General features: G+C 72.6%; 17 protein-coding genes. 11 read left to right on the forward strand and 6 right to left on the reverse strand.

All coding sequences use genetic code 11. The features are described from left to right. Window positions 1–93 precede the first annotated feature (93 nt). From ASE56_RS04635 to ASE56_RS04665, 7 genes are all read left to right on the forward strand, one after another. The gene (locus ASE56_RS04635; RefSeq protein ID WP_056225552.1) at window positions 94–1749 is read left to right on the forward strand and encodes an NCS1 family nucleobase:cation symporter-1; all 1656 of its coding nucleotides are present in this window, start codon (window positions 94–96) and stop codon (window positions 1747–1749) included. Next, window positions 1746–2579, forward strand: coding sequence for an aspartate/glutamate racemase family protein (locus tag ASE56_RS04640; protein WP_082450310.1), 834 nt, complete (start codon window positions 1746–1748; stop codon window positions 2577–2579). The genes ASE56_RS04635 and ASE56_RS04640 overlap by 4 nt, the downstream gene beginning before the upstream one ends. A gap of 50 nt (window positions 2580–2629) precedes the next feature. Further along, window positions 2630–3964 (forward strand): allantoinase AllB, encoded by a 1335-nt coding sequence (allB, locus tag ASE56_RS04645; RefSeq protein WP_056225554.1) that lies wholly within the window; start codon window positions 2630–2632, stop codon window positions 3962–3964. Window positions 3965–3966: 2 nt separating this feature from the next. Further along, on the forward strand, window positions 3967–5193 hold the full coding sequence (locus tag ASE56_RS04650; protein ID WP_082450311.1) for an acetamidase/formamidase family protein: 1227 nt from the start codon (window positions 3967–3969) through the stop codon (window positions 5191–5193). A 211-nt stretch (window positions 5194–5404) separates the two neighbouring features. Then, the gene (locus ASE56_RS04655; protein WP_082450312.1) at window positions 5405–7096 is read left to right on the forward strand and encodes an AtzH-like domain-containing protein; all 1692 of its coding nucleotides are present in this window, start codon (window positions 5405–5407) and stop codon (window positions 7094–7096) included. Beyond that, entirely contained in the window at window positions 7096–8328 is a 1233-nt protein-coding gene (locus tag ASE56_RS04660) for an alanine--glyoxylate aminotransferase family protein (protein ID WP_056225564.1), read from the forward strand. Before ASE56_RS04655 ends, ASE56_RS04660 begins: the two co-directional genes overlap by 1 nt. A 67-nt stretch (window positions 8329–8395) precedes the next feature. Next, window positions 8396–9679: an allantoate amidohydrolase gene (locus ASE56_RS04665; protein ID WP_056225567.1), complete on the forward strand. Its 1284-nt coding sequence runs from the start codon at window positions 8396–8398 to the stop codon at window positions 9677–9679. A gap of 225 nt (window positions 9680–9904) precedes the next feature. Here the strand turns inward: ASE56_RS04665 and ASE56_RS04670 are convergent, their stop codons facing one another. The 4 genes from ASE56_RS04670 to ASE56_RS04685 are packed head-to-tail and all read right to left on the reverse strand — an operon-like array spanning window position 9905 to window position 14599. Next, entirely contained in the window at window positions 9905–10261 is a 357-nt protein-coding gene (locus ASE56_RS04670) for a DUF6188 family protein (RefSeq protein ID WP_156371610.1), read from the reverse strand. A 10-nt stretch (window positions 10262–10271) separates the two neighbouring features. Next, on the reverse strand, window positions 10272–13151 hold the full coding sequence (locus ASE56_RS04675) for a molybdopterin-dependent oxidoreductase (RefSeq protein WP_056225574.1): 2880 nt from the start codon (window positions 13149–13151) through the stop codon (window positions 10272–10274). Beyond that, a complete protein-coding gene (locus ASE56_RS04680) occupies window positions 13148–13981 on the reverse strand; it encodes an FAD binding domain-containing protein (protein WP_056225577.1) in 834 nt (277 codons plus the stop codon). The genes ASE56_RS04675 and ASE56_RS04680 overlap by 4 nt, the downstream gene beginning before the upstream one ends. Before the next feature lie 3 nt (window positions 13982–13984). Continuing rightward, window positions 13985–14599, reverse strand: coding sequence for a pyridoxal 5'-phosphate synthase (locus ASE56_RS04685; protein ID WP_056225581.1), 615 nt, complete (start codon window positions 14597–14599; stop codon window positions 13985–13987). Window positions 14600–14708: 109 nt separating this feature from the next. On the opposite strand from ASE56_RS04685, the gene ASE56_RS04690 reads away from it, so the two are divergent. Further along, on the forward strand, window positions 14709–15731 hold the full coding sequence (locus tag ASE56_RS04690) for a methylenetetrahydrofolate reductase C-terminal domain-containing protein (RefSeq protein WP_056225584.1): 1023 nt from the start codon (window positions 14709–14711) through the stop codon (window positions 15729–15731). A gap of 146 nt (window positions 15732–15877) precedes the next feature. On the opposite strand, the gene ASE56_RS04695 is transcribed toward ASE56_RS04690, so the two are convergent. Further along, window positions 15878–16585, reverse strand: coding sequence for an SDR family NAD(P)-dependent oxidoreductase (locus ASE56_RS04695; protein ID WP_056225586.1), 708 nt, complete (start codon window positions 16583–16585; stop codon window positions 15878–15880). A 173-nt stretch (window positions 16586–16758) separates the two neighbouring features. Here ASE56_RS04695 and ASE56_RS04700 point away from each other — a divergent pair, with 173 nt between their 5' ends. From ASE56_RS04700 to ASE56_RS04710, 3 genes are all read left to right on the forward strand, one after another. After that, window positions 16759–17736 carry an alpha/beta hydrolase gene (locus ASE56_RS04700; protein WP_056225589.1) on the forward strand — a complete coding sequence of 326 codons (978 nt, stop codon included), beginning with the start codon at window positions 16759–16761 and terminating at the stop codon, window positions 17734–17736. 289 nt (window positions 17737–18025) lie between these two features. Next, window positions 18026–19402, forward strand: coding sequence for an amidohydrolase family protein (locus ASE56_RS04705; RefSeq protein WP_056225592.1), 1377 nt, complete (start codon window positions 18026–18028; stop codon window positions 19400–19402). A 219-nt stretch (window positions 19403–19621) separates the two neighbouring features. Next, complete coding sequence (locus tag ASE56_RS04710; RefSeq protein ID WP_056225596.1) at window positions 19622–20416, forward strand: alpha/beta fold hydrolase; 795 nt, start codon at window positions 19622–19624, stop codon at window positions 20414–20416. Between the two features lie 15 nt (window positions 20417–20431). Here the strand turns inward: ASE56_RS04710 and ASE56_RS04715 are convergent. Next, the coding region (locus tag ASE56_RS04715) for an MFS transporter (RefSeq protein ID WP_056225598.1) at window positions 20432–21744 on the reverse strand (1313 nt) is incomplete at its 5' end.

The following is a 21744-nucleotide window of genomic DNA, read 5'->3' on the forward strand; positions in this document are numbered from 1 at the left end:
CAGCGGCGTTGTGTGAACCCATAACTTCACATCAGAGCTCCACTCCGGCCGCGGACTCCACGTCGTGGCATCCATCGTCCTGAGAGGAATGACATGACTTCCACCCCGCTCACCGGTCCCCACGATCTCGTGGAGGCCGCCGGCCACCCCCACGGGGGCGGCAACATGAAGCCCCACTACGACGACCGTCTCGCCAACGAAGACCTGGCTCCCCTGCGGAAGCAGAAGTGGTCGAGCTACAACATCTTCGCGTTCTGGATGAGCGACGTGCACTCCGTCGGCGGCTACGTCACGGCCGGCTCGCTCTTCGCCCTGGGCCTGCAGTCGTGGCAGGTGCTCGTGGCGCTGATCGCCGGCATCGTCATCGTGCAGGTCTTCGCCAACATGGTCGCCAAGCCGAGCCAGAAGACGGGCGTGCCCTTCCCAGTCATCAACCGCGTGGTCTTCGGCATCCGGGGTGCGAACATCCCCGCGATCATCCGCGGGCTCATCGCGATCGCCTGGTACGGGGTGCAGACCTTCCTCGCGGCCGAGTCGCTGAACATCGTGTTCCTCAAGTTCATCCCGGGTTCCGCAGCTCTCCTCGACGTGTCTTTCGCCGGCCTCTCGGCACTCGGCTGGATCTCGTACGCGATCCTGTGGACCGCGCAGTTCCTGCTCTTCTGGAACGGCATGGAGGTCATCCGCCGCTTCATCGACTGGGCCGGCCCCGCCGTCTACCTCGTCATGATCGTGCTCGCCGTGTACCTCGTGTCGCAGGCCGGCATCCAGAACATCTCGTTCACCCTGTCGACGGTGCAGCTCGACTTCTGGGCCTCGATCCCGGTGATGTTCGCCGCGATCGCCCTGGTCGTGTCGTACTTCTCGGGCCCGATGCTGAACTTCGGCGACTTCGCCCGCTACGGCAAGAGCTTCGCCGCGGTGAAGAAGGGCAACCTCTGGGGCCTGCCGATCAACTTCGTCTTCTTCTCGCTGCTGACCGTCATCACCGCGTCGGCCACCGTCCCGGTGTTCGGCTCGCTCATCACCGACCCCATCAAGACGGTCGAGCAGATCGACACGCCCTTCGCGATCCTGCTGGGCGGGCTCACCTTCGTCACGGCCACCGTCGGCATCAACATCGTCGCGAACTTCATCTCGCCCGCGTTCGACTTCTCCAACGTCGCCCCGAAGAAGATCTCGTGGCGCGCGGGCGGCATGATCGCCGCCGTCGGCTCCACCTTCCTCATGCCCTGGAACTGGTACTCCAACAGCGACGCCATCCACTACTCGCTGGGCGTGCTGGGTGCGCTGATCGGCCCGCTCTTCGGCATCCTGATCGCCGGCTACTACATCGCGGCCCGCCAGCGCGTGAAGGTCGATGCGATGTTCACGATGGATGCCGCCGGGCCTTACTGGTACCGCAACGGTTTCAACCCGAACGCGGTCAAGGCCGTCATCGCCGCGGGGGTTCCCACCGTGCTGATCGCCGTGTTCCCGAAGCTCTTCGCCGACCTGGGGCTGTTCAACGTCTCGTGGGTCAGCGACTACAGCTGGTTCATCGGATGCGGTCTGGGCTACGTGCTCTTCCTGCTCTTCGAGCGGCTCGATCCCCGCGTCCCGACCTTCGACGGTGAGACCGAGGGCATCTCCGACGGCACGGTCGACGCGGTCGCCGAGGCCCCGGTCGTCGAAGAGGTTCCCGTGCTCGCCCAGAAGGTTCGGGATGCCGAGACCGCGGCCGCACCCCCGCGCGAGGCGCTCGCGTGAGGATCCTGCTCATCAACCCCAACACCTCCCGGGCGATGACCGCGAAGATCGCGGACGCCGCCCGGGAGGTGGCGGGGCCCGACGTCGTCATCGACGCCGCGTGCCCTTCCGCCGGTGCTGCCGCGATCGAGAGCCACGTCGACGAGATCGCGGCCGCCGCGGCCGTGGTCGAGCTGATCGCCGCCGACCGTGACAGCTCCGACCCCGCGGACGCCTACGTGATCGCGTGCTTCGGCGACCCGGGGCTCGATGCGGCCCGCGAGCTGGTCGAGGTGCCCGTGGTCGGGATCGCCGAGGCGGCGATGCACCTGGCGGCGGTGTCGGGGCGGCACTTCGGGGTCGTCACGACGCTCAGCCGGACGCTCGGACGGGCGCACGATCTCGTCGCGCGGTACGGCATGGAGCGTGCGTGCGTCTCGCTCGCGGCGACGGGCATTCCGGTGCTCGACCTCGAGGACACGGCATCCGCCGCCGTCACCACCATCGCCGAACTCAGTGCGGATGCCGCAGCGTCCGGCGCCGACGTCATCGTTCTCGGCTGCGCGGGCATGGCCGACCTGTGCGCCGAGCTCACGGCACGCGTCGGGGTGCCGGTCGTCGACGGGGTCGCGGCCGCGGTGGGCATGGCATCCGGAATGGTGCGCATGGGCCTGGGCACGAGCAAACGCGACGAGTACGCGCGGCCTCCGCGCGAGTTCGCGGGTGCGGCCGCCGGTCATCCCGGGTTCGGGGCGGATCCCGTCACTCGGGGCGGAACCCGCGCGCCCCGAACGACGGAATCCGCCCCACACCGCGACGACGTAACTCGCGGCGCCGAGGTGTTCGCATGAATGTTGATGACGGTTACATTCGCGAAACGCGAGCGTCCTACCGTGACGCCATGACCACCCGGATCGCCGCCCGCCGCGTCTTCGTCGACGGGGCCTTCGCTCCCGCCACGGTCGTCATCGAGGAGGGGGTGATCGCCGCGCTCGAGCCGTTCGACGCCTCGGCCGACACGGTGCTCCCCGCCGACGCGGTGCTGCTTCCGGGCCTCGTGGATTCGCACGTGCACCTCGACGAGCCCGGCCGCACCGAGTGGGAGGGCTTCGCCACGGGCACGGCCGCGGCGGCCGCGGGGGGCGTGACGACCGTCGTCGACATGCCGCTGAACAGCCTCCCGGTCACGACGAGCGTCGAGGCTCTGGATGCCAAGCGCCGGGCCGCCGTGGGAAAGCTCGCCGTCGACGTCGCCTACTGGGGTGGCGCGGTTCCCGAGAACCTCGGATCGCTGCGAGAGCTCGCCGACGCCGGAGTCGTGGGGTTCAAGTGCTTCCTGTCGCCGAGCGGGATCGACGAGTTCGGCCACCTCGACGCCGAGCAGCTGGAGCGATGCCTCGCCGAGCTCGCGGCGTTCGACGGACTGCTCATCGTCCATGCCGAAGATCCGGCCCATCTGCACGCCGACGGCGCGCTCGGCCCGCGCTATCGCGACTTCGAGGCCAGTCGTCCGCCGCTGAGCGAGCGTGCCGCGATCGAACGGGTCATCGACGCCGCTCGCCGCACGGGCGCTCGGGCGCACATCGTCCACGTGTCCGACGGGGGAGCGCTGGATGCGGTGCGCACCGCCAAGGCCGAGGGTGTGCGCCTCACGGTCGAGACGTGCCCCCACTACCTCACGCTCGACGCCGCGGCCGTGCCCGATGGCGCCGGGGCGTTCAAGTGCTGCCCGCCGATCCGCGGGGGAGACAACCGCGACCTGCTGTGGGCCGGGGTCATCGACGGCACGATCGATGCGATCGTCAGCGACCACTCGCCCGCCACCGTCGAGCTGAAGGGCAACCCCGACTTCGGTCTCGCGTGGGGCGGAATCGCGGGGCTGCAGACCGGTCTTTCGGCGATCCACTCCACGGCCCGAGGGAGGGGGCTCGCGTTCGAGTCGCTGCTGCCCCTGATGACGACCGGCCCCGCTCGCGTCGCGGGTCTCGAGGGGCTGGGTGTGATCGAGGTGGGGGCTCCCGCGCACCTGGTGGCCTTCGCCCCCGACGAGCAGTTCACGGTGGATGCCGCGGCGCTCGAGTACCGCAATCCCGTATCTCCGTGGCACGGGCAGACGCTGACCGGCGTCGTCCGTGAGACGTGGCTCCGCGGAGAATCCGTCTACCGACGCGGAGCCCCGGTCACCGAGCGCGAGGGCCGAGAGCTGCTGCGCGCGACAGCGGTGGTGGAGGCGTGAGCGTGGTCGAGCCCGTCGAGGTTCCTGAGCCTGTCGAAGGAGCCGGCACCCGCCCGTTCCCGATCCTGCAGCCCCACGCCGGGCCGATCCCCGGGGATCGCTACGTCGCCGCGACCCTCGACACCGTCCTGTGGGGGCGCCTCCCGTGCGCGGCCGACACCCCCGTGCTCGAGATCTCCTCGGGCGAGAGCGTCACGTTCGACACCGTGAGTCACGAGGGCATCCTCGACGACCAGGGCAAGGATCCGCGCGCGTTCTTCGCGGGCCACGGCGTGCCCGCCGAGCAGGTGCTCGACGATGCGGTCGAGATCGCGGCATCCGCCCCCCGAGACCCCTTCGCCGACGGCCCCCACGTGGTCGTCGGACCCGTGCACGTGCGCGGAGCGCACCCCGGCGACCTGCTCAAGATCACGGTCGAGACCCTCGTGCCGCGCGTGCCGTACGGCGTGATCTCGAACCGCCACGGCAAGGGCGCCCTGGTCGGCGAACTGCCGCGGGGCGAGCACAACGTCAGCGTGTTCTCGGCCGTCGTCGAGCGCGACGGCATCCTGCACGGCACTCTGCCCGTGGTCGAGGGCGGTGATCCCGTGGTGTCGTTCCCGCTCGCGCCGTTCCTCGGCACGATGGGCGTCGCCGTCGCGGGGGAGGAGCGTCCGCACTCGGTGCCGCCGGGGGTGCACGGCGGCAACATCGACATCAACCTGCTCGTCGAGGGGACGACGCTCTTCCTCCCCGTACAGGTCGAGGGGGCGCTGGCCTACGTCGGCGACCCGCACTTCGCACAGGGCGACGGCGAGGTGGCGCTCACCGCTCTCGAGGCCTCGCTGCGCGCCACCCTGCGCTTCGAGGTGATCCCCGCGGATGCCGCCCGCGCAGCGTTCGGCGAGGTGACCGGGCCGCTCGTGCGCACCCCCGACCACCTCGTCCCGACCGGGATGGACCCCGACCTCGACGCCGCGATGCGCGCGTGCGTGCGCTCGTCGCTGGCGCTGCTGAACGGGCGCTGGGGCATGGACGAGCACCTCGCTTACGCCTATCTATCCGCCGCGACGGACTTCGACATCTCGCAGGTCGTCGACATCGTCTCGGGGGTGCACGCGCGCATCCGCGAGGCCGACTTCGCGGGGGTCGCAGCCGTGGAGCCGGTGGCGCTGGCATCCGGAGCCGACGCCGTCGAGGCGCCCGAGCCCGTCGACACGGCGACCCACGATGAAGGAGACGCCTCATGAGCCCCGTCCTCGCCGCCGCGCTGGCCCGTGCCGAGGCCGCCGACGCCGGACTGGCCTTCGATCTCGGTCTGGCCGTCGATGCCGACGCCTCGAGCGCGCGGCTCGCACCCGAGGGGACCCCTCCCCGTCGAGTGTCCACAACACTCGGACGATTTCTCGGATGGTCCGGGTGTCGTGGACACTCAGCGCAGCGCGGAGAGGGGCGCCGATCATGACGGATGCCACGGGGGCGACGCCCGAGCGCGCCAGGCCCGAGGCCGCAATGCCCGAGCCCGCTATGCCGGCGCCCGCGGTGCCCACGCCCGCCCCCGCGGCGCCGACGGACGCCCCGGCGATCCCCGCCGACCTGCGCGCGGCGTTCGACGCCTACGAGCGGGCGATCGTCGCGAACGACCTCGACGCCCTCGACGGGTTCTTCGCACCCGGGCCCGACACCCTGCGCGGCGACCCGGCGGGACTTCTCGTCGGTCACGACGCGATCAGCGGGTTCCGCTCGCTGCGCGGTGGCGTCCCCCCGCGCGACATCGCCGACATCCACTACCGGCCGCTCGGGCCCGACAGTGCCCTGCTCATGTCGGTCTCGCGCTTCCACGGCGGAGGCCGCGGCCTGCAGACGCAGGTCTGGCAGCGGATCGACGGCCGATGGCTCATCACCGCCGCCCACGTCGCCCCGCGCACACCCCCGCTCGACCGCACCATCTGGCGCAGCGTCGGCGACCCCTTCCTGCAGGGATCGTGGGAGGGGCCGCTGGCAGGGCTCACCGTCGCCGTGAAGGACCTCTTCGCGATCGCCGGGTTCCGCATCGGCGCGGGCAATCCGACCTACCTCGAAGAGGCGCGGCCCGAGAAGGCCACGGCCCCGGCCGTCGCCGACCTCCTGCGAGCGGGAGCGTCGCTGCGCGGCATCGCGCGGACCGACGAGTTCGCCTACTCGATCGCCGGCGACAACGTGCACTACGGCACCCCGCCAAACGGTGCGGTGGTGGGCGCCCTCCCCGGCGGATCATCGAGCGGACCCGCCTCCGCTGTCGCCCTCGGCCACGCCGACATCGGCCTCGCCACCGACACCGCGGGATCGATCCGCGTGCCGGCGTCGTACCAGGGTCTCTGGGGCCTGCGCACGACCCACGACCTCGTACCGCGGCAGGGCATGCTGCCGCTCGCGCAGTCCTTCGACACGATCGGCTGGCTCACGCGCGACGGCGAGACCCTGCAGCGCGTCGCGGATTGGTGCCTGAGCTACGACGGTTCGACGTCCACCGAGAACGTGCTCGGGGCCTCGGCCGACGACCTGCCCTGGCGCTTCGTCGTCCCCGAGGAGATTCTCGGCTGCGTGGAGCCGGCGACCCGCGATGCGTTCAGCCGACTGCTCGCCGCCCTCGCGGCATCCGATGATCCGCCGCCCTTCCGGGCCGTGTCGAGCGGAGACCTGGATGCCGCGTTCACCGCGTTTCGGACGGTGCAGGGCGCCGAGGCGTGGCGCAACGACGGGGAATGGCTGCGGGCGCACCCCGGCGCCGTCGGCCCGGCCGTGGCGGAGCGCTTCGAGATCGCCTCGCGCATCACGGCGACCGACGAAGCCGCCGCGCGCGAACACCTCGAGCCGATCGCCGCTCATCTCGCCGAACTCGTCGACGGCGCCGTGATTATCTTCCCGACCGTGCCCGGTCCCGCTCCCCAGCGCACGGCAGACGTCGACGCCGTGCGCGCCGCGACCCTGCGCATGACGGCACCCGCGGCGATCGGCGGGCTCCCCGCGGTGTCGGTCCCGCTGCTGCGCGTCGGCGGCGCCCCGGTCGGCGTCTGCCTCGTCTCGCGCGCCGGCACCGACATCGCCCTCGTCCGCCTGGCTCGACGTTTCGCCGCGCTCGCATCCACCCGCCCCCGCACCACGGAGTCCTGATGTCCCACCTCCCCGGCCCGATCGACCCGCCCGCGCGCCTGCTGATGGGCCCCGGCCCCATCTCGGCCTACCCGAGCGTGCTGCGCGCGATGGGCGCCCCGCTGGTCGGCCAGTACGACCCGTTCATGACGGCGACAATGACCGAGACACAAGAGCTGTACCGGCAGGTCTGGGGCACCGAGAACGACGCGACCCTGCTCATCGACGGCACCTCGCGCGCGGGCATCGAGGCCGCGATGGTCTCGCTGATCCGCCCGGGCGATCGGGTGCTCGTCCCCGTGTTCGGCCGCTTCGGGCACCTGCTGGCCGAGATCGCCGAGCGCGCGCTCGCCGAGGTGCACACGATCGAGGTGCCGTGGGGGCAGGTGTTCCCGGTGTCGGCGATCCGCGAGGCGATCGAGCGGGTGAAGCCGCACCTCGTCGCGTGCGTGCAGGGCGACACCTCGACCACGATGCTCCAGCCGCTGGAGGAGATCGGCGAGATCTGCCGCGCGCACGGCGCCCTGTTCTACACCGACGCCACCGCCTCGCTCGGCGGCAACCCCTTCGAGATGGACGCCTGGGGTCTGGATGCCGCGACCGCCGGCCTGCAGAAATGCCTCGGCGGGCCGTCGGGATCCGCGCCGCTGAGCCTCTCGGACCGCGCCGTCGAGGTGGTGCGCTCGCGCGCCCGCGTCGAGGCCGGCATCCGCGAAGAGGGCGACGCCTCGGCATCCGACTTCATCCGCTCGAATTACTTCGACCTCGCGATGATCCTCGACTACTGGGGGCCGCGCCGCCTCAACCACCACACCGAGGCGACGACCATGCTCTACGGCGCGCGCGAGTGCGCCCGAGTGCTGCTGCTCGAGGGGCGCGACGAGGTCATCGCGCGTCACCAGCTGCACGGCGACGCGATGCTCGCGGGGGTCGAGGGCCTCGGCCTGACCGTGTTCGGCGACGTCGCGCACAAGATGACGAACGTGGTGGCGGTGGAGATCCCGGATGCCGTCGTGGGCGACGCCGTGCGCAGCGAGCTGCTGAGCGATTTCGGCATCGAGATCGGCACGTCGTTCGGACCCCTGCACGGCCGCGTCTGGCGGATCGGCACGATGGGCTACAACGCGCGGAAAGATGCCGTGCTCACCACCCTCGCCGCCCTCGAGGCGGTGCTGCGCCGCCACGGTGCCGCGGTCGCGTCCGGCGGCGGGGTCGAGGCCGCGCAGGGCGTGTACGCGGGGGCGAGGGCGTGAGGGCGACCGGCGCCGGGCGCGGCGTGCGCGATCCCGCGACGGGTTGCGGCGGCCGCGGGGCCCGCGCGTGACGGCATCCACCCGCCTCCAGGCCGTCCCCGAGCGCATCGCCACGGCGGCGCGCCGCGTCATGGGACGCTGCGAAGAGCTCGCGCGCGTCACCTCGACGCCCGGCTCGATCACCCGCGTCTACCTCTCCCCCGAGCACGCGCGGGTGAACCGCCTGGCGGCCGAATGGATGCGCGAGCTCGGCATGACCACCCGGCAGGACGCCGCGGGCAACCAGGTCGGCCGCCTCGCTCCGGCCGGGATGCCCGATGCTCCCGCCCTGCTGCTCGGCTCGCACCTCGACACGGTGCCCGACGCGGGACGCTTCGACGGCATCGTCGGGGTGCTGATGGCGCTCGAGGTCGTGCGGCTGCTGCGCCGCGTCGACGATGAGGGCGCGGCATCCAGCCCGTTCCCCTTCGCCCTCGAGGTCATCGCCTTCAGCGACGAGGAGGGCACGCGGTTCGGCAAGGCCCTGCTGGGCTCGTCGGCCGTGGCCGGTCAGTGGGATCCCGCGTGGTGGGATCTGACGGATGCCGACGGGCTCACCCTGCGCGAAGCCTTCCGCGACTTCGGGCTCGACCCGGGCCGCGTGGGCGAGGCCGCCCGCCGGCCCGACCAGCTCGTGGCGTACCTCGAGGCGCACATCGAGCAAGGGCCCGAGCTGCACCGCAGCGGACAGGCTCTCGCCGCGGTGTCGTCGATCGCGTCGGCGCGGCGGTTCCAGCTCGTCGTCGAGGGTGAGGCGCGGCACGCGGGCGGCACGCCCTACGACATGCGGCGCGACGCCCTGCTCGGCGCGAGCGAGGCGGCGCTGGCGGTCGAGCGCATCTGCCGTGGCGAGCACCACATCGTGGGCACCGTCGGCCAGCTCGAGGCCTTCCCCGGCGCGGTCAACGTCGTGCCCGGCGAGGCGCACCTCTCGCTCGACCTGCGCGGAGAGTTCGACGCCACGCGTGACCACGTGTGGAGGGAGATCTCGCGCGAACTCGACGCGATCATGGGGCGCCGGAGCCTGCGCTGGCGCGCCCGCGAGGTGCACAGCGCGCCCGCCGTGTTCTGCGCTCCGCTGCTGCAGGACGTCGTCCGCGCGGGCATCGGCGGCGACGCCCCCACCCTCTTCAGTCGCGCCGGTCACGACGCCATGGCGATCGGTGCGATCACCGACGTGGGCATGCTGTTCCTGCGCAACCCCGACGGCATCAGCCACCACCCCGCCGAGGCCGTGGCCGGGGCGGATGTGGCCGCGGGCATCCGCGCCCTGGCCGAGGCCGTGCTGCACCTGGGCGCCGAGCCGCGCTGAGGCGCGGGCGCGGAGCTGACGCTGACGCCGCCGCCCGGTGCGCGGCGTTTCGGGGCGCCGGTCGTGGCCCCGGGGCGCGGTGCGCGCGGGCGCGGTCGGAGGTGGGGCGTCGGACGTGGACCCGGGGCGAGCTTCGTGGCCCCGGGGCCACGAACGGTCAGGGACTGCCGCACCGCCTGAACCGCGACCGTGACAGCGGCGAACCGGCGCCGCCCGGGCCGTGCCTCACATGATCCAGATGTGCTCGCCGTGGTGCACGTCGAAGCACTCGTACGGGCCGAGGTCGTCGATCGCGCGGACGACCGTCCCGTTCTCGAACTCCAGCGCGAGGCTCGAGGGCGCGTCGACTCGCACCGCCGTCACGGTCAGCGAGAGCAGGTCGAGGAGCGGCGCGGCGAGGTCGCGGGCATCTTCGGCCGATCTCTCGTCGCCTCCCGTGACGGTCACGGCGAGCACCCGCTCGACGTCGAGACCCACGCCCTCGTCGAAGAACAGCGACACCTTGTAGCGGCCGTAGGTCACGGCATCCAGGCGCCGTCCCTCGAAGAAGCCGAACGTCTCGCCCGCGGTGATCCCGTACACGGCGGTCAGCCTACGCGGCACCCCCGCCGGCGAGCCTCCATACGCGGTCGCGCGAGAACGGCAGCTCGTACCCGCGGCGGCCGAGGGCGCGCGAGACGGCGTTGCCGATCGCCGCGCCCACCGGGTTGTACGGCGACTCGCTCATCGACTTGGCGCCGAACGGGCCGAGGGTGTCGTCGGTCGCGGCGAAGTACACCTCGGTGTCGGGCACGTCGGCGAACTGCGGCACGCGGTACGTGCGGAACACCGGGTTCTGCACGACGCCATCCTCGAGGTACACCTCTTCGTACAGCGCTCCGCCGAGCGCCTGCGCGGCGCCGCCCTCGATCTGGCCGCGGCACTGCGCCGGGTTGATCACGACTCCGGCATCCGCCGACTGGATCGACTGCAGCACCTTCACCGTCCCCGTCTCGGGGTCGACGGCCACGCGCACCGCGTGCACGTTGAACGCGAGTGAGCGGACCTTGCCGAACTCCGCCCCGTCGGCGGTGAGGCCGTCGGCGCCCCCGGCCTCGACGATGCGCGCCCACGTCACGGTCTCGCCCGCGAACGAGATTCCGGATGCCGTGACCTCGGCCCCCGCGGCATCCGCCCCCGACAGATCGGCGGCGATGGCGATCAAGCGGCGCTTCAGCGAGAGGCAGGCGCCGTACAGCGCCTTACCGGCGACGACCGTCCCCGCGGAGGCGAACGCACCGGTGTCGTGGCGCACCGCGTCGGTGTCGGCGGCCCACAGCTCGAGACGGTCGGGGGTGGCGTCGAGGACCGTCGCCGCGATCTGGCGGTGCACGGTCGCGGTGCCGTTGCCGAACTCGGCGGTGCCGACGCGCAGCAGGTACGTGCCGTCGGGGCGCAGCGTCGCGCTGGTGTGGGCGATGTGTCCGCGCGGGGCCATGGTCGCGATCATGGCCGCGGCCATCCCTTCGCCGACCACCCAGCCCTCGGGCGCCGTCACCCCGTTGCCGCGCCGCAGCGCGTCCTGCGCGAGGTCGAGGCACTGGTCGAGGCCGTAACTGCCCCAGATCAGGTCTTCCTCGTGGGGCTCCTCACCGTCGTCGGGGTGCAGGGAATCGCCCTCGCGCACGGCGTTGATGCGGCGCAGGTCGAAGGGGTCGATGTCGAGCTCCTGCGCGAGGGCGTCCATGGCCGACTCGACGGCGAACACGACCTGCCCGAGCCCGTAGCCGCGGAACGCGCCCGAGGGCGGGTTGTTCGTATAGACCGCCTCGGCGTCGATCCACTTCGTCGGCACGCGGTACAGCGTCGTCGACTCGGCGCACGAGTGGAACAGCACGCCGATCGCGTGGTTGCCGTAGGCGCCGGTGTCGCTCAACACGTCGAGCTTCATCGCGGTGAGGGTGCCGTCGGCATCCGCCCCCAGTGTCGTGCGGACGCGCATCGGATGCCGCAGAGACGCCCGGACGAACTGGTCGGTGCGCGAGAACTCGTAGGCGACGGGACGACCGAGGCGCAGCACCGCGAGCGCGGTGAGGTCTTCGGTGAAGAGCTCCTGCTTGCCGCCGAAGCCGCCGCCCACGCGGGCCGCGTACACGCGCACGCGATGGCGCTCCAGGTCGAACACGTGCGCGAGTTCGTTTCGCACGAGGAAGGGCACCTGCGTCGACGAGCGGATCACGAGGCGACCGCCGTCGTCGATCCAGCCGACGGCGCCGTGCGTCTCGAGCGCCGCGTGGGTCACGCGCGACGAGCGCCACTCGCCCGTCACCGTGGTGTGGCTCGCGGCGAGGGCCGCGTCGATATCGCCGCCGTGGCCGACGTGGAAGCCCGCCACGACGTTGCGGCCGGCGTCCATCACGCGTTCGTCGGGCGTGCGATCGGGGTGCAGCAGCGGGGCTCCGGGCCGGCGCGCCTGTTCGGGATCGAACACCGCGGGCAGCACGTCGTACTCGACCTGCACGGCACGGCATCCGGCATCCGCCGCCTCGGCCGTCTCGGCGACGACCGCGGCGACCCGCTGACCGACGTGACGCACGACGTCGTCCAGCATTCGCGTGTCGTCGGGGTCGTCGGTGCGGTGCTCGTGGCGGCCGGTCGAATAGCGCACGTCGGGCACGTCGTCGTGGGTGAACACGGCCACGACGCCCGGGACTGCCCGCGCGGCCGTCGTGTCGATCGAGACCACCCGGGCGTGGGCGTGCGGCGAGGTCACGACGCGCAGCACGAGCGGCGGGCCGCCGGGCACGGGCTCGTCGAAGGTGAACGGTTCGCGCCCCTGGACGATGCGGCGGGCCGCCTCGGGGATGACCGAGGTGCCGACGCGGCCGGTGACGGATGCCGCTGCCCCGGTCGGCGTGCACACCTCCTGCAGATCGGCGGGCGCGGGCGTCGAGGCAGCCGTGAGGGACGGATCTGCAGGAGGTGTGTCGTGCCCCGCGCAGGCACCGCCGCAGCCGGCGGGGGCCGCGGCCGGCGCTGCCGACCCGGTCTCACGCACGGGCCCCCGCACGGACGCCCGGATCGCCTCGCGGATCGGTCGGTACCCCGTGCACCGGCAGAGGTTGCCCTTCATGCGTCGGTCGAGGTCGCCCAGGTCGTCCGGGGTCAGGGTCGAGGCCGTCACGCTCATGCCGGGCGTGCAGAACCCGCACTGGAAGCCGAAGCCGGTCGCGAGGGCTTCCTGCACGGGGTGCAGGTCGTCGCCGGGGGCGAGACCCGCGGCGGTCGTGATCGCGCGGCCCTCGAGGCGCATCGCGGGGATGATGCACGAGTGCGTCGGCGTGCCGTCGAGCAGCACCGAACACGCGCCGCAGTCGCCCGCGTCGCACCCCTTCTTCACCTCGACGTGGCCCGCCTCGCGCAGCAACGTGCGCGCACTCTGACCGGGGCGCGGGTCGGCCTCGACGGCGGTTCCGTTGACCTCGAACCTCACGCCGCGCCTTCCTGCAGTTCCCGGACGAAGCGCGCCCGCAGGCGCTCCGCGAGCACGACACTCACACCCCGACGCCAGTCGGCGCTTCCGAGCGGGTCGGTGTAGAAGTCGCTGGCGGCCGCCACGGCATCCCGCAGCTCTCCCGCCCCCGGCACGTGCGGAAAGCGCAGCACGCGGGGCCGACGCACCGCGGCCGTCACGACGAACACCGCGGTGCCGTCGGGGTCGACCCGGGCCGTGACCACGGCGCCGGAACGGCCGAGTTCGGCCAGGGCGATCTTCTGCAGCCCGACCCGCGCCTCCAGGGCCCGCGCGGGAATGTCGAGGGCGCGCACGACCTCGCCGGGCGCGAGGGAGGTTGCGGCGTTGTCGACGACGAGCTCGGCGACCGCGATGCGCCGTTCGCCGCCATCGGGCGTCCACACGAGGGCCCTGGCATCCAGGGTCGACAGCAGGGCGATCATCGCGCCGGCCGCGAAGGCCTGGCAGACGTTGCCGCCGACGGTGGCGGTGTTCCAGATCTTGAACGACGCGAGCAGGGCGTCGGCCGAGGGGCGGGCGAGAGCGAGCGAGGTCCACGCGGGCGGAGCCTCGGTCTCGACCCACGCGAGCAGGCGCGCGATCGTGCAGGTGGCGCCGATCCGCAGGCCCTCGTCGGTGATCTCGAGGTCGGGCCACCCGAGCGTGGTCAGGTCGACGAAGCCGGTGGTGCCGGGCTGCGGCTCGCTCATGATCCAGGTGCCGCCGGCGATGACGACCTCACCGGGCGCGAGCGCCAGGTCGGAGCGCGTCCGCGCGGCGCGGTACGAGGTGACGGTGGTGATGTCCACGACTCAGCCCGCCAGGATCCGGCCCGACCAGCGGCCGTCGGCGAGCGTGTAGTGCTGGCGCGTGCTCTGCCCGATCGGGTCGCCGCGCCAGAACGTCAGGGTGAGGGGGCGCAGGCGGAACCCCGCCCACCGCTCCGGCGGTTCCAGCTCGGGGTGGGCGTCGCCGAACTCCGCCCAGAGATGGTGCCGCGCCTCGACGGGCAGGTGGGCGTTCTCGTGCGTGTTGATCCACGCGAGCATCTGCAGGTACCGGGACCGCTGGCGGTACACCGCGGCGGCCTCCGCCGCGCCGACCCGCTCGACGATCCCGCGCACGACGAGCTGTCGACCGATCTCGGGCCACGCCACCGCCATCGCGGCGACCGGGTTCGCGGCGATCTCGGCGACCTTCGCGCTGGTCGAATCGGTGTGGAACGTGAGGCCCGCGGCATCCCTGTCGCTGATGAGCACGTGACGGAGCGAGGGGATGCCGTCCAGCCCGATGGTCGACAGGGCCGCGAGGGGCCGCAGTTCGCCGTCGTGGGGAGGGAGCCACCGTTGCATCAGCGCAAGCGGGTCGTCGACGAGCACGTCGATGTCGGCGACGTCGGAACCGAACGTGGTGCCGGCCGTGATCATGGCCACCTCCGGGGGCTGCAGCGGGTAGGGCCGAGCGTAGGGACGGCGCGTTTCGGCGATGTTGCCGCCATGAACATTCGCCGAAACACGCGCTTCCTACACTCCGGCTATGACCTCGCTGCCGCTGATCGACGCCTGCCCCAAAGGGATGGAGTACGGGCCCTGCGGCGGGGTCGGCTTCGACGGGTCGTGCGAGATCGATGCGACGCACCGCTGCGCGTTCCTGCACCGACCGACCGTGCCGTGGACGGGGGTCGACCGTGCGGTGGTTCCGGCGCCGTCGCCGCGGACGGCCGCGGCCACGCAGACGCTCGCGGCCCTCGACACCCGGCCCTGGGTGGTGGCGGATCTGCCCGCACGCGCCCTCAGCGTCTCGTCGATCGACGCGTGCGCGGAGATCCTCGCCGGAGAAGTGGATGCCGTCCTCGCCGGCGACGCGGGAAGCGCGCGGGTCCAGTTCCCTCCCGCGTACCGCGCACACCTGCTGCAGCGGCGGGGGCTGCGCGTGTGGACCGGCCTGAACATGCGCGACCGCAACCGTGTCGCGATCGAGGGGGAGCTCGCCGCTCTCGCTGTCGAGGGGGTGGCGGGCGTGCACTGCGTCACCGGTGACCACACGCGCACCGGTCACCGCCCCGACGCCGCGCCCGTCTTCGACCTGGACTCGACCGAGGCCGCCGCTCTCGCCCGCGCCGCCGGCCACGTCGTCTCGGTCGCCGCCTCACCCGCGGCGCCGCCGGTCGACCGCCGCGCCGCGCGCCTGCGCGAAAAGGTGCGGGCCGGGGCCGACGTCTGCTTCGTGAACCACGCCGGGGGTGCGGAGCCCGTCCGGCGTTTCGTCGAGGACGTGGGAGGCGGCCTCCGGTTCATCCCGTGCGTCCCCGTCGTCGTCGACCACGCCTCGGCCGACCTGCTGGAGTCGTTCACCGCGCTGGTGCTGCCCGAGGGGTTCCTCGAGCGCGTGCGCGGCGCCCGAGACCCACGGGCCGAGGGGATCGCCCTCGCCGTCGCTCTCGCCGAGGAGATGCTCGCGCTGCCCGGGGTCGTCGGCGTCAACCTCTCGGGCGGGCGCGACGGCGCCGAGGACTCGTACGCCGAGGCGCTCGTCGAGGTGGCGCGGCGGCTGCGGTGACGGCCCGGTCGTGGGCCTCGGGCGGGCCGAACTCCTGAGATTTCGCCGCTCGGGTGCCTCGGCACGCCGAGTCCCCGCGGGCCGAGCCGGCGCCGCCGACGGTTCTCAGGAGTTTCGCGCACCCTGGGCGGATCACCGTGCGCGCCTCAGTGCATGATCATCCCGCCGGTGACGTTGATCGCCTGACCGGTCAGGTATCCGCCCGCGGGCGACGCGAGGAAGTGTGTCACCCCCGCCACGTCCTCCGGCGCGCCCAGTCGCCCGAGCGGCGACTTCGCGCTCCACGTGCGCACATCGTCCTCGGATCGGGTGTCGGCGCCCATGTCGGTGAGCACGTACCCGGGGCACACGGCGTTGACGCGGACACCGTGGCATCCCCACTCTTGCGCTCCCGCGCGCGTGAGCGCGACGACAGCGGCCTTCGACGCGGCGTAGTGCCCCTCGCCGCCACCGCCCTGCTTGGCGGCCATGCTGGCGATGTTGACGATCGAGCCCGCGCGCGCCTCGAGCATGACCGGGGCGACAGCCTGCATCGTCACGAGCGTCGCGCGCGCGTTGATGTCGAGCACGAGATCCCAGTCGTCGACCGAGATGTCGAGCAGCGACACGTGCTGGAACACCCCCGCGCAATTCACGAGCACGTCGACGCCCCCGAGTGCCTCGATCGCCTCTCCGACCGCGCGGCGCGTGTCGAGGGGGTCGCGCAGGTCGACGGAGAAGAAGAGGGATGCCGTATCCCCGGCGGGAGCACGACGATCGAGCACCGCGACCCGGGCGCCGTCCGAGACGAACCGCTCGACGATGGCGGCGCCGATGCCGCCGGACCCGCCCGTGACGATCACGCGCTGAGACATGAGGCTCCTTCCGCGGGGCGTCGGGTCGCCCTCGGCGGCACCGTACGCCCGGCGGGTGCACCCCCCGGAGACGCCCGTGTTTCCGAGGCGTAACGCTTCTGCGGTCGCGCCGGGTCGTCGGCATCCGGGGTCGTACGCTCGGCTCATCGCCCGCCCGAAGCCTCAGGAGAGACGTGCCCGTTCACCCCGCCATCACCGACCCCGCCGTGCGCGCGCACCTCGAAAGACTCGCGGCGCGGGCCGGCACGATCCCCTCGGGGGCGACGGATGCCGAGGGCGACGACACCGCGCGGATCGCCGAGCTGCGCGCGAACCCCTCGTGGGTGCGGATGCCCGACGACGAGATCCTCGAGTCGATCGACCTGGATGCCGCGGGCCGGGGCCTGCGTCTCTACCGCCCGCGCGCCGGGCACCGGGGGACCCTCGTGTTCGCCCACGGCGGCGGGTGGGTCGCCGGGAACCTCGACAACAACGACGCCCTGTGCCGTACCCTCGCTCTCGCCACCGGTACCCAGGTGCTCAGCGTCGACTACCGCCTCGCGCCCGAGCACCCCTTCCCGGCGGGTCTCGACGACCTCGACCGCGCGCTGCGCTTCGCCGCGTCGGGTGCCGACGGACTCATCGACCCGTCGCTGCTCGGTGTCGCCGGGCACAGCGCGGGCGGCAACCTCGCCGCCGCGCTCGCGCTGCGCGCGCGGGACGGCCGGGCTCCCGGCATCCGGTGTCAGGTTCTGCTCTGCCCGGTGCTCGACGCCCCCGATCCGTCACGCCCCAGCTATCGCGCGCACACCGACGATCTGCCGCTGACCGCGCGCGGAATGGAGTGGTACTGGGGGCTCTACGTTCCGGATGCCGCGGGCGCCGCGCCCGTCGAGGCGGCGCCCCTGCGCGCCCCCGAGGTGGCCGGGTCGGCCCCCGCCGTGATCGTCGCCGCGGCGGTGGATCCGCTGTCGGACGAAGCGGAGGAGTACGCCGAACGCCTCACGGCCTCGGACGTTCCGACGACCTTCGTGCGGCGCGAGGGCGTGCCGCACCTCTTCCTGGTCTTCCCCTCGACGCCCGCGCGCGACGAGGTGCTCGCGCAGATCGCGCCGGCCGTGCGCGCGGCGTTCGCGCAGATCGCGCCGGCCGTGCGCGCGGCGTTCGCGTGAGGGCCTGACCTCGTCCCCCTTTCGGTGGGGTCATGTCCCACTTCGTGCGGTCTGAGGGGCGTCCAGGCAGCCACTTTTGGGACATGGCCGGGTAGCGGGCGGTGGCGGTGGTGGTGGCGGGCGGTAGCTGACCTCGTCCCACTTTCGGCGGGATCTTGTCCCACTTTGTGCGGCCTGCGACCCGTGCAGGTGACCATTTTCGGGACATGGGTACGCCCCCGCCGCCCCGCAAACAACCCGCCCCACGCCCGGAACACCGCGGAAACACGCCATTGTTACCGTCATCAACATGTCGCTCCTGGTCACGAACGCACGTCTCATCACGGTCCCCGCGGGCACCGACGACCCCGGCTACATCGAGCGCGGATACATGCTCGTCCGCGACGGTCGCATCGCGGCTATCGGTGCGGGAGACCCGGCTCCGGGGATGACGGCTGACGAGATCCTCGACGTCGACGGCAAGTTCGTCGCCCCCGGATTCGTCTCCTCCCACAGTCACCTCTTCACGAGCGGCTCGCGCGGACTCGGCGTCGACCAGACGCTCTACGGCTGGTGCACATCGATGTTCAGCGTGCTCAACAACGCCTCGCCCGACCAGATCTACTGGGCGACGCTGCACGGCTCGCTCGACTTCCTCGCCAACGGCGTGACGACGGCGTACAACTTCACCGACCCGCTGCTGCCCTGGGAGCCGATGGTCGAGGGCAAGCGCGCCGACGGTGGCGGCCAGCTCCGCGACCACGCCTGGCACACCCGGCAGGCCGACGGATGCCACGACGCGGGGCTCCGCTTCGTCGACTCGATCGCCCTCGATGCCACCGTCGGCACCGACGAAGAGATCTTCGCGCGCTTCGAGGCCTCGCTCGACCACGTGCTCGCGATGGATCCCGACATCGCCCTCGGCGCCTCGATCATGGGCCAGGTGCAGTGGTCGACGCGTCCGGATGCCGCCGAGATCGAGGTCGCGGTCATGGACCGCTTCGGCGTCACCAACCAGGCGCACTTCCTCGAGACGTACGAGGCGATCGAGCACCAGCAGACGAAGTTCCAGCTGTACAAGAACGCCGGAGCGTTGCGTCCGGGCATGATGTTCGGCCACTTCATTCAGACGACGCCCGAGATCATCGCGGATGCCGCCGCCGGCGGCGCATCCATGTCGTGGCAGCCCGCGTCGAACGGGCGTCTGGCGTCGGGCATCGCCCACGTACCCGAGATGCTCGAGCAGGGCATGAAGGTCGGCATGGGCCTCGACGACCAGGCCTGCACCGACGTCGCCGACCCGTGGCAGAACATGCGCATGGGCATGTTCATGCAGCGCGCCCGCACCCACGACCCGCTGTCGATGATGCCCGAGCGCGTGCTGCGCCTGCACACCCTCGGCGGGGCCGAGATCATGGGCGTCGACGACCGCGTCGGCAGCCTCGAGGTGGGCAAGTTCGCCGACTTCGTGGTCGTCGACCCGCGCACGCCCGACATCGGACCGCTGTGGAACCCCGTGCGCAGCTACGTCCTCGCCTGCGGCCTGCGCAACCTGCAGCAGGTCTACGTCGGCGGAGAGCTCGTCAACGACCGGGGCGTCTCGACCAACCCGCTCGCGGTCGAGGCCTCGCGCGTGCTGCACGAGGAGCTCCCGGCGCTGGCCGAGGAGTTCGGCGTCATCCTCTGACCCCGCATCTTTCCTGCTGAGCGTCCACTCCGCGTCCCGCGCGCCGGGGTGGCGTGTTCCGGACGCTCAACCTGCCTTGGCCCCTACCCTTTCGAGTGTCCGAAACGCCCGGACGGGATGCCGCGATCATCCGGGTTTCTTGGACGCTCACGGACTCGAGAGCGCCCGCTATCCCGGCCCGCCCTCGCGTGCGACGGGACTCCGTGACAGCGTGGGGGCATGCGCAGACGCATCGCGGGGCTCGACGTCCACACCTCCGTCGCCGACATCGCGGGGCGCGACGTGCTGTTGTGGCACCACGGGTCACCCCAGACCGGGGCGATCCTGCCGCCGGTGCAGCGGGCGGCCGACGCCCACGGTCTCGCCGTCGTCTCCGTCGCCCGCCCCGCCTACGCCGGGTCACCGCGACAGCCGGGTCGCACCGTCGCCGACGTCGCCGCGGGGCTCGTTCCGGCGCTCGACGCCCTCGGCGTGGCATCCGTCGTCTCGGTCGGCGCGTCCGGTGGCGGGCCTCACGCAATAGCGTGCGCGGCCGCGATGCCGAAGCTGGTCCGGGGCGTCGTGACCTTCGCGAGCCCCGCGCCGTTCACCGGCGATGACGCGTGGTTTACCGGCATGCAGGCGCCGGGTGGGCTGCGATCGGCCGTCGACGGCGAAGCCGCACGTCGCCGCTTCGCCGAGACCGACGAGTTCGATCCGGAGCAGTTCACGGATGCCGACTTCGCGGCGCTCGAGGGCGAGTGGGCGTCTCTCGGAGCCGACGCCGGCGCGGCCGGAGCCGACGGACCCGAGGGCCTCATCGACGACGACCTCGCGTTCACCCGGCCCTGGGGGTTCGCGCTCGCCGAGGTCGCGGCATCCGTTCTGCTCGTCCAGGGCGAGCGCGATCGCGTCATCCCTCCCGCTCACGCTCGGATGCTCGAGGCCGCCCTCCCGCACGCGACGCTCGACCTGCACGCCGACGACGGCCACGTCTCGGTGCTGCGCCACCTGGGTGCCGCGCTCTCCCGTTGACCGACGCGCGAGACGTCAGCGACGCTGCGCGATCCGCAGCAGCGCTTCGCCGACCGCGGCGATCGCCGCCGCGCACGCCAGCGAGACGGCGATCGTGACGAGAGCGGCCGCGGGGCCCGTCGAATCCAGGGCGGCTCCGGCGATCACCCCTCCGATCGGCACGCCGAGCGACATCGCCGCGGTCGGGTAGGCGAGGGTTTCGGTCACGCGGCCCTCGGGCGCGCGGGCGGATGCCACGAGGATTCCCGACACCATCACCGGCGACAGCGCGAGCCCGAGGATGAGGATCACCCCGAACAGCGCGGGAGCGGATCCCTGCGCGAACGGCAGGGCGAGGGCGACCGCGCAGGCGAGCGCGGCGAAGAGGATGTATCGCGCGGCGGGGGAGAGTTTCCACGTCCGTGCTCCGGTGACGACCGACCCGATCGCGATGGCCACGGCCAAGGCACTGAACGCCGGGCCCGCGAGCCACGGCCGCTCGCTCAGCTCGGCCCAGCCGACGAGGCTCACGTCGAAGGCGCCGAAGACTCCGCCGAAGGCGATGCAGGCCACCGCGATGGGGATCACCCCGGCGGGCGGCAGGACGAGCCCTCGGCGCGGCCCGCGCGGTGTCGGTGCGGGCTGCGTCGCGCGCTGCGATGCGAGCCACACGCCGCCGATCACTCCGAGCCCGAGCGAGCCGAGGACCGCCACCGCGGGGTCGAGGGCGGCGGCCACCGCGGTGATGGCGGGCGGCCCCGAGATGAACACCATCTGGTCGGCGATCGTCTCGAGCGCCAGAGCGGGGGTGCGCTGAGCCGGCGGTGCCAGCACGGTCCACCGCGCGCGGACGGCGGAGGTGAGGTCGGGGGTCGCCGCCCCCGTGACGAACGCGGCCACGAGCCACGTCCAGAACGGTGCACCCGTGAGCACGAGGGCGAGCAGCCCGGATGCCGCGAGCACGAGGCATGCGAGCGACACCGGGATCACGCGGGCCTGGCCGTGGCGGTCCATGCGCGACGACCACAGGGGCGCCGCGATCGCCATGCCCCCGACGAGGGGTGCGACGACGAGCCCGGCCGAGGCGAAGCTGCCGGTCGCGGCCGACACGAGCAGGATGATGCCGAGCGACAGCGTCGCCCGGGGGAAGCGCGCGAGGATGCCGGCGGCGACGAAGCTGCGGGCCCCGGGCAGACGCAGCACCTGGCCGTAGGCGCGGACGCCCTGGCCCGTCTCGGCGGCGACGCTCACGCGCGCACCGCCGAGACCATGGCATCCGGAATCGGATCCGACCGGCGTGCGGCACAACTCCTGCAGAACGGGCCGATCGAGCCGCACGGCTCGCGAAA

The sequence above is a fragment of the Microbacterium sp. Leaf203 genome, assembly GCF_001421275.1.
Classification (GTDB): domain Bacteria; phylum Actinomycetota; class Actinomycetes; order Actinomycetales; family Microbacteriaceae; genus Microbacterium; species Microbacterium testaceum_A.